The organism is Gemmobacter nanjingensis, assembly GCF_014652195.1.
Classification (GTDB): domain Bacteria; phylum Pseudomonadota; class Alphaproteobacteria; order Rhodobacterales; family Rhodobacteraceae; genus Gemmobacter; species Gemmobacter caeni.
This window is the reverse complement of sequence record NZ_BMYI01000047.1, coordinates 1-6,435: the sequence shown is the minus strand read 5'-3', so window position 1 is coordinate 6,435 and position 6,435 is coordinate 1. Positions and strand designations below refer to the sequence as shown.

General features: G+C 60.0%; 9 protein-coding genes and 1 pseudogene. 3 read left to right on the top strand and 7 right to left on the bottom strand.

Annotated features, from left to right (window positions below):
* The 6 genes and pseudogenes from IE126_RS25170 to IE126_RS25150 all read right to left on the bottom strand — a co-directional run.
* Positions 1-1,070 (bottom strand): annotated as a pseudogene (locus IE126_RS25170) (Mu transposase C-terminal domain-containing protein); the annotation flags it as partial.
* Positions 1,067-1,531 (bottom strand): hypothetical protein, encoded by a 465-nt coding sequence (locus IE126_RS25165; protein ID WP_189383097.1) that lies wholly within the window; start codon positions 1,529-1,531, stop codon positions 1,067-1,069. The gene IE126_RS25165 and the pseudogene IE126_RS25170, both read right to left, overlap by 4 nt.
* Before the next feature lie 2 nt (positions 1,532-1,533).
* The gene (locus IE126_RS25160) at positions 1,534-2,361 is read right to left on the bottom strand and encodes a ParB/RepB/Spo0J family partition protein (RefSeq protein ID WP_189383095.1); all 828 of its coding nucleotides are present in this window, start codon (positions 2,359-2,361) and stop codon (positions 1,534-1,536) included.
* Positions 2,362-2,402: 41 nt separating this feature from the next.
* Positions 2,403-2,546 carry a hypothetical protein gene (locus tag IE126_RS25155; protein WP_189383093.1) on the bottom strand — a complete coding sequence of 48 codons (144 nt, stop codon included), beginning with the start codon at positions 2,544-2,546 and terminating at the stop codon, positions 2,403-2,405.
* On the bottom strand, positions 2,543-2,668 hold the full coding sequence (locus IE126_RS26315) for a hypothetical protein (protein WP_268245852.1): 126 nt from the start codon (positions 2,666-2,668) through the stop codon (positions 2,543-2,545). Before IE126_RS26315 ends, IE126_RS25155 begins: the two co-directional genes overlap by 4 nt.
* Positions 2,668-2,973 carry a helix-turn-helix domain-containing protein gene (locus IE126_RS25150; protein WP_189383066.1) on the bottom strand — a complete coding sequence of 102 codons (306 nt, stop codon included), beginning with the start codon at positions 2,971-2,973 and terminating at the stop codon, positions 2,668-2,670. Before IE126_RS25150 ends, IE126_RS26315 begins: the two co-directional genes overlap by 1 nt.
* A gap of 113 nt (positions 2,974-3,086) precedes the next feature.
* Here IE126_RS25150 and IE126_RS25145 point away from each other — a divergent pair, with 113 nt between their 5' ends.
* Both IE126_RS25145 and IE126_RS25140 read left to right on the top strand, forming a co-directional pair.
* Entirely contained in the window at positions 3,087-3,869 is a 783-nt protein-coding gene (locus IE126_RS25145; protein WP_229825927.1) for a S24 family peptidase, read from the top strand.
* 41 nt (positions 3,870-3,910) lie between these two features.
* Positions 3,911-4,162 carry a hypothetical protein gene (locus IE126_RS25140; RefSeq protein ID WP_189383091.1) on the top strand — a complete coding sequence of 84 codons (252 nt, stop codon included), beginning with the start codon at positions 3,911-3,913 and terminating at the stop codon, positions 4,160-4,162.
* Positions 4,163-4,225: 63 nt separating this feature from the next.
* Here the strand turns inward: IE126_RS25140 and IE126_RS25135 are convergent, their stop codons facing one another.
* Positions 4,226-4,486 (bottom strand): hypothetical protein, encoded by a 261-nt coding sequence (locus tag IE126_RS25135; protein WP_189383089.1) that lies wholly within the window; start codon positions 4,484-4,486, stop codon positions 4,226-4,228.
* 128 nt (positions 4,487-4,614) lie between these two features.
* On the opposite strand from IE126_RS25135, the gene IE126_RS25130 reads away from it, so the two are divergent.
* Complete coding sequence (locus IE126_RS25130) at positions 4,615-5,421, top strand: DNA adenine methylase (RefSeq protein ID WP_189383087.1); 807 nt, start codon at positions 4,615-4,617, stop codon at positions 5,419-5,421.
* Positions 5,422-6,435: the final 1,014 nt, after the last annotated feature.

Here is a 6,435-nt window from a genome sequence, read left to right as displayed (position 1 = left end):
GTGGCGACATCGAGAACCGACGTGATTTCCGGGCGCATCGGGCGGTTCGACACCGGATCTGCGATCTCGGCATCGAAGGTCTTGCCGTCTGCCGTGTAGACCGTGGTCGGCCACATATCTTCGGTCGTGCGGGTGACATAAGCCATGCGGGACCGAAGGGTCAGCAATCCTTCCCGGCCGACATACTTATCCAGCCCCTTGATGCGGTGCTTCAGCACATACTGGACCTGCTGCAAGGTCACGGTCATCGGCTGGACCACATCGCGCGCCGCAACCGCTTCGGTGTATTTCGCATAGGCAGCCGGGACGCTCGGCTTCTTCGGGATCGCCCAAAATTTCAGGAAGTCATAGAACCCTGCCGGGATTTCTGCCTGTTGCTTCGGGGGCGTCGGCGCCAGGGCAAGGACGCCCTCTTCGTCCCGAGCCTTGAACCAACGCTGAATGGTCCTTTCGCTGATATCCATGCCGCCCCGAGGGCGGTCATTGGCCTTCACCACGCGCTCGGGAGTGATCTGAAAGCCGTCCGGTGCGGTCAGAACCAGCCGCTGCGCCAGCGAGGCTGCTTCGCGCGGCGTCAGGATTTCACCTGCATCGCGGCGGCGTTCGATTTCCTGACGGGCTGCATACGCCTCCAGCGCCTCGCCAAACCGGGCGATTGCCCAGGCGCGTGTTTCGCCGCGAGAGATGGCATAACCATCAATTGCCGTCAGAACCTCGGCCCGGGCCTGCATCACATCACGCGCGCCAGCATCCAGCGCCGACACCCGCATCGCCTCGATCTGACGGCGATCCCGCTCTGCCTCCAGATCATGCCGAACCGTCAAAGCCAGTTTGGCGCGCTGACTGGAGACTGCCGCCTGCACCGCCTCGGGCAGCAGCGAGAAATGGTATTCCATGCCGCCGCCACCTTCACGCCCAGCCCGGGGCCTGGCAAGATTGTAAGGCAGAGCATCCCAGCGCTTTCTGGCGATCTGATCATTCACGCCGCGCTTGGTTCCCGGAAAGGAAGTAATGCCTCGGGTTTTGACAATCTCGGCGATCTCTGCCGCCGTGAAAAACGTCTGGTTCATTTCCTCGACCTCCTGCGCGTTGCCAGCAACTGCCGCCGCGCCTGCATTTCTTCGATGTGATCATCCAGAAGCCGCTCCTCGATCAGGTCCGCATATTCAGCGGCGATCACGGTCAGGCCGAACTCGCCCGGCGCGAAGCCAAGCAGCGCCAGCGCGCCGGTCGCGTGAACCAGACCGATGAAGGCATCGAGCGGGATGCGGTGGTCCTCCGATCCCTCGGAAGACCACTTGTTCAGCATCGCCTCGCTGACCGGCCGCCCCAGATAGGCCGCCATCCGGCGGGCCACCTCCGGGCGCGACACGCCATCCTCACGCGCCTCGCGCAGCGCATGGCCGATCAGCCGGGCAATCTTGTTGTCCAGTGCACCGCGGCCCGCCACCTCTTCGCCATAGCGGACAGCCACCTGCGGCGGCTCCCAGGCGAAAAGGTCTTTGGTCAGGGGGTCGCGGTAGCGCGCCATGATCAGAGGCGCCCCCGGCGCTTCAGGGCAGCGACCACGCGGTCTTCATTGGCGACGATCAAATCCTCGAAGACCGTATCATCCAGCGCGGCAAGGGTGGCGCTGATCTTGGTGAAGAACCGCTCGCGGGCATCCGGCGACACCCCATTCGCCAGATAGGACAGCGCCTGCGCAACATTGTGGACCGGATGGACGTCGCCGAAGATCAGATCGAGGATCTTCGCCTGCACCGCGGGCTTCTCCTCCGACAGGGCCTTCAACTCGGTCTGCTTGGTGGCGAGATCGGTTCCGACCAGTGCGGCCCGGCTTGCCGGGGAAAGACCCTTCCAGATTTTCACGGCCATCTTGATGGCGCTCACGCCAAGGCCAATCCTTTCAGCATTCGCCTTGGCAAAACCGAAGACCTCGGGCGCCTCAGAGGAAAGAGCCAAAGTTTGGCTCTTTGGCGATGCCTTGCCGTGCGCCGTTTGCGGATAGATCCGTTCCCAGACCACCTTCAGCTCGTAAAGGTGATGGCAGCGGTCCAGCGCGATCAGTTCTGCCCGGCCAAGGTTCTCCATCACCTCTTCCAGCCGGGCCGCATCATCACTGCCTGCCTCGGACAGGATGCAGGGGATCGCCTCCCATCCGAGGATACGCGCCGCCTCCAGCCGGTATCGCCCGGCCACAAGGCGATTGATCCCGTCGACAACGCGCACGGTGATCGGGTGTTTCAGACCCTGCGCCGCGATGATCCCGGCAAGGCCAGCGGCCCAGGCGGGATCAAAGTCGCGTGCGCGGTCAGTGCCCACCTCAATCGAGGTGAGCGGAAGCTCAATCAGCTTGGGCATTCTGTGCCTGTCTTGTTGAAGTTTCTGGGGCTGGCAGCGCGTCAGTCGCGCAAGGCCTGCCAGCCCGGGTAGGTCAGCCCGTAGGTCTTGAAGACGCGGATCACCCAGCGGTCACGCAGGATGAGCCGGATAGGATTCCAGTCGTGGTAGACAGCATGGATGCAAAGCGCGTCCCAGAGGCTCACAGCCACACCCCCAGGCCCTCGCCGATCCAGCAGCCTGCGACGACCGCCAGCAGCAGCCCGATGGCCCCGATAGCATCGCCGAGCCTGTCAGGATCGGGCAGGAGATTTGACAGCAGGCGCATCACGCAGCCGCCTTCTTGTCAGCGGCGGCATCCGCTTTTTGACTCGCCACCGGCGGGAATTTCGCGGTATCGAGAATGCGAGGTTTCCCCTTGGGGTAGCGGGTCGGCCAGAGCTGCTCGGGTTTGTAGCCGAGGAACTCCGCAAGCACCTGCTGCGCCTTGTAGTGGCCTTGAGACGAGATCTTGCGGCAGGCATTGACGGGCAGCCCGTTGCGCTTCGCAAGCTCGGTCAGGGTCATGCCTTGACGATGGACTTCGGCGACAATGCCGGGCCAGTCCAGCGCAGGTTCAGGGCGATGGGTCATATGGGTTACCTCCAGTGAGAGGCGGGTGCCGCAAACACCCGCTTTTTTCTGAGTGGTTAGGAACAACGGTCGCGACCGCAAGGCCGGGACACAAGATAGGGATACACCCATATATGGGCGGTATCAACTCAAATATGGAAGATCGTCCAAATTTGGATGACGAAGATGGGTTGCGTGCGCGCATTGCCGAGGCCATCACCGCTGGCGGCGGCGTTACAAGCATGGCTGACAAAACCGGAATACCCGTTGGAACGCTCAGCAAGTATGCCGCCAAAACGTCCACAGCATCCTTTACCAACGCGGCGAAAATTGCTTCCGCTGCCGAGGTTGGTCTGGACCTAATTGCGTTTGGGAGATCCCCACTTGCATCATCTAGGCTGCATGCCGTTTTGGAGCGAATGTCGGCGGTAGCAGATGCCCGCTCATCCCAACGCCCCGCTGCTGAGGCATCGGCAGAAGAGCTCGATCAGCCGAACTTCATTCGCTTGCCGGTGTTCGCAGATGTCCATGCCTCTGCTGGCCATGGTGCGATCCCGACATCAGAGCGCGCCAACAACGTGATCGCATTCGACAGAGCCTTTCTGCGTGACCGTGGTGGCAACCCGGAAAAGTGCTCGATCATCTTCGCGCGCGGAACCAGCATGAAGCCGACCATCCCGGACGGTTCGATCTTGGTCGTCGACCACAGCCAGCGCGATGTGGCCCACGGCTGCATCTATGTCTTCAACGTAGGCGACCAGCTGCTGGTCAAACGTGCCCGCTGGCGCATGGACGGCCGACTCGAGCTGGTTTCTGACAACACCGACGAAGGCTATCCCATAGAGACCTTCGGCCCCGAGGCGGTCAACGACCTGCGTGTTGTCGGGCGCGTCGTCTATTTTTGTCGCACACCGTAACCATGACTACACCAAACAAAGCCAGTTCAGGAGACCTTCAGATGAGAGCCCCGGCCCTGCTTGCGATGCTGATTATGACGGCCTGTGCGCCGTTGCCCGGCGTGGTTTCTGACTTTAACGGATCAAGCGTCAAAATCCGGCAAGAAACGATAGCAAATGTGCCCGGCGTAACGCCGCAGATTGAAGAAGAAGCTGCGCGTATCTGCGCCACTGCGAAGAAGAAAGCTGAGTATGCGTCGACGCTCAGCGCGCCCAGTAAGGAATATGCGGAGCATCTGTTCCTCTGCCTGTAATGATGGGTATCCGTCGGACCCACAATCGGGGTCCGACGCCACACTTCATAAACCATCGTCCAATCATGGCGCCTTGCGCCCATCAGACTGGTTCTTCTTAACTGCGTCAGCAACCTGCTTCATTGTCCAGTCCATGCTCTCGAGCAGGGCAACAACACGGTCAGCAACCGAACAAACGACAGCCCATAGCCCGGCAGCGGCGGCCAGTGAAAGCAAGGGTATCCCGTTCCTCAGGTCTCCTGCGAAGGCTGCGAAGAGGCCAAATGCTAGGGCGGGCCAAAAGATGATGAGGCTCACAAACCGTATGCGTTTGAGGATAGGCATCTTACACTCCAAGTTGCGTCGATTTCACCTGACCCCAATCAAAAATTGCAATCAAGCCAAAGCTAGCAATGGGCTGGCGCCCCGCCATTTGTTCACGTTAAGTTCTATCTCTTTGCCCCGGAGAGAACATGACGCACGTCACCCCGATTTCCCCTGTCGCCCCTTGGCTGGGCGGCAAGCGTAACCTCGCGAAGCGCATCTGCGCCCAGATCGACGCCATGGACTGCACCACCTATGCCGAGCCATTCGTTGGCATGGGTGGCATCTTCCTGCGTCGCTCGACCCGACCGCGCGCCGAGGTGATCAACGACCGCTCGCGCGACATCGCCAACCTGTTCCGCATCCTCCAGCGGCACTACGTCCAGTTTCTCGATGTCCTGAAATTCGGCCTGACCACCCGCGCCGAATTTGAACGACTTGTGCGGGTGGACCCGGAAACGCTCACCGATCTCGAACGCGCAGCGCGCTTCCTATATCTCCAGCGCACGGCCTTCGGCGGCAAGGTGTCTGGCCGCAATTTTGGTGTCAGCAAGGGCAGGCCCAGCAGGTTCAACCTGACAACGCTGGAACCGATGCTCGAAGATCTGCACACCCGCCTTTCCGGCGTGGTGATCGAGTGCCTCGACTGGGTCGATTTCATCCCGCGCTATGACAGCCCGGACACGCTGTTCTATCTCGACCCACCCTACTGGGGCTGCGAGGATGATTATGGCAAGGCGATCTTCGCCAGGGCGGATTTTCAGCGCCTCTCCGACCAGCTGCGCGGCATTCAGGGGCGGTTCCTGATGTCGATCAACGATGTGCCCGAGATCCGCCAAACCTTCGCCTGGGCAAAGCTCGACGAGGTGACGACGACCTACACGATCTCCGGCGGCGGTAATGCGCGCGGGGGTCGCGCGGAGTTGCTGATTAGCGGCGAGACAGGAACAAACTGATTTCCCACCTCAACGCGAACCACATACAGGCCGCACCATTGCATTTTCCTATGTATTTCATGGCCTTGCAGCGCCATTGTGGAGACATCACAGAGGTGGGAAGCCATTTCCCACCTCTGTGACAAAGCTGACCACCCACTCGGTCAGGAATTCGCTCCCTTTGAGCCTTCGCTGTCCAGATTTCCTGTTTCCTGACGGGATGTTAACCCAGTGCAACCCGATGCGCGGTTTCTGCTGCCACTTTGCAAATTTCTGCGCGGTTCACAGGCCAAAATCGCGCATTTCCACCCACCTGATTTCACAACGCCAGCGCTAGGTTTCCCACTAAAAGTCTCTTTTTCTTAGGCATTTTCAAAGCGTTGCCGACGATCTCCTCAAGGTCTGACCTTCCGACAAAGCTAGCACCCCCCTACACTGGGTTGTCTGAACCGTTCTGAAAGAAATCTCATCCCAAAGCGAAATTGGCGACGGCGGTTTCTGATCCATTGGCGTATAGGATGCGTGTGGCTCCGCGTGGAGCGCCTTACTGTAACCCGACAAAATAAGGGTGTTTTCGGGGGACTGGGCGCCGCCATCCGTCGCTAGGTGTCGTTACCCGTCGCCATCCGTCTTTCCTCAATAAAATAAGGCGCTTGCTGAGGTTGAGAGGCTCTGGTGGCGTGTCTGGGCGGCTTCGGGTCGTCCATGTCGGTCGCGACGAAAATATTGCGCCAAACAGGTGGTCAGAGCGTGATCCGCCCCCTCGCTGGCGCCCGGACCCGAGCTGCCAATCGCCCGAAAACATCAATAAAAATTGGCCTTAGCGGCTGTTTCAGGGCGATTCAGCCAATCCGGGGAAAGTGCGAAACACGGAACTCGTGCGCGGATTTTTCAACTCGGTTCATAGTTACGTCTTTTCATGGCTTACGGGTGTTGATTTCCACTGAGAAGTGACCCGGGTTTTCCATCGAGATTTGACCCACCTCTGATTATGGATTTCGGTTCAGTTTTGGGTCAAGGGCGGGTTTCACTCCT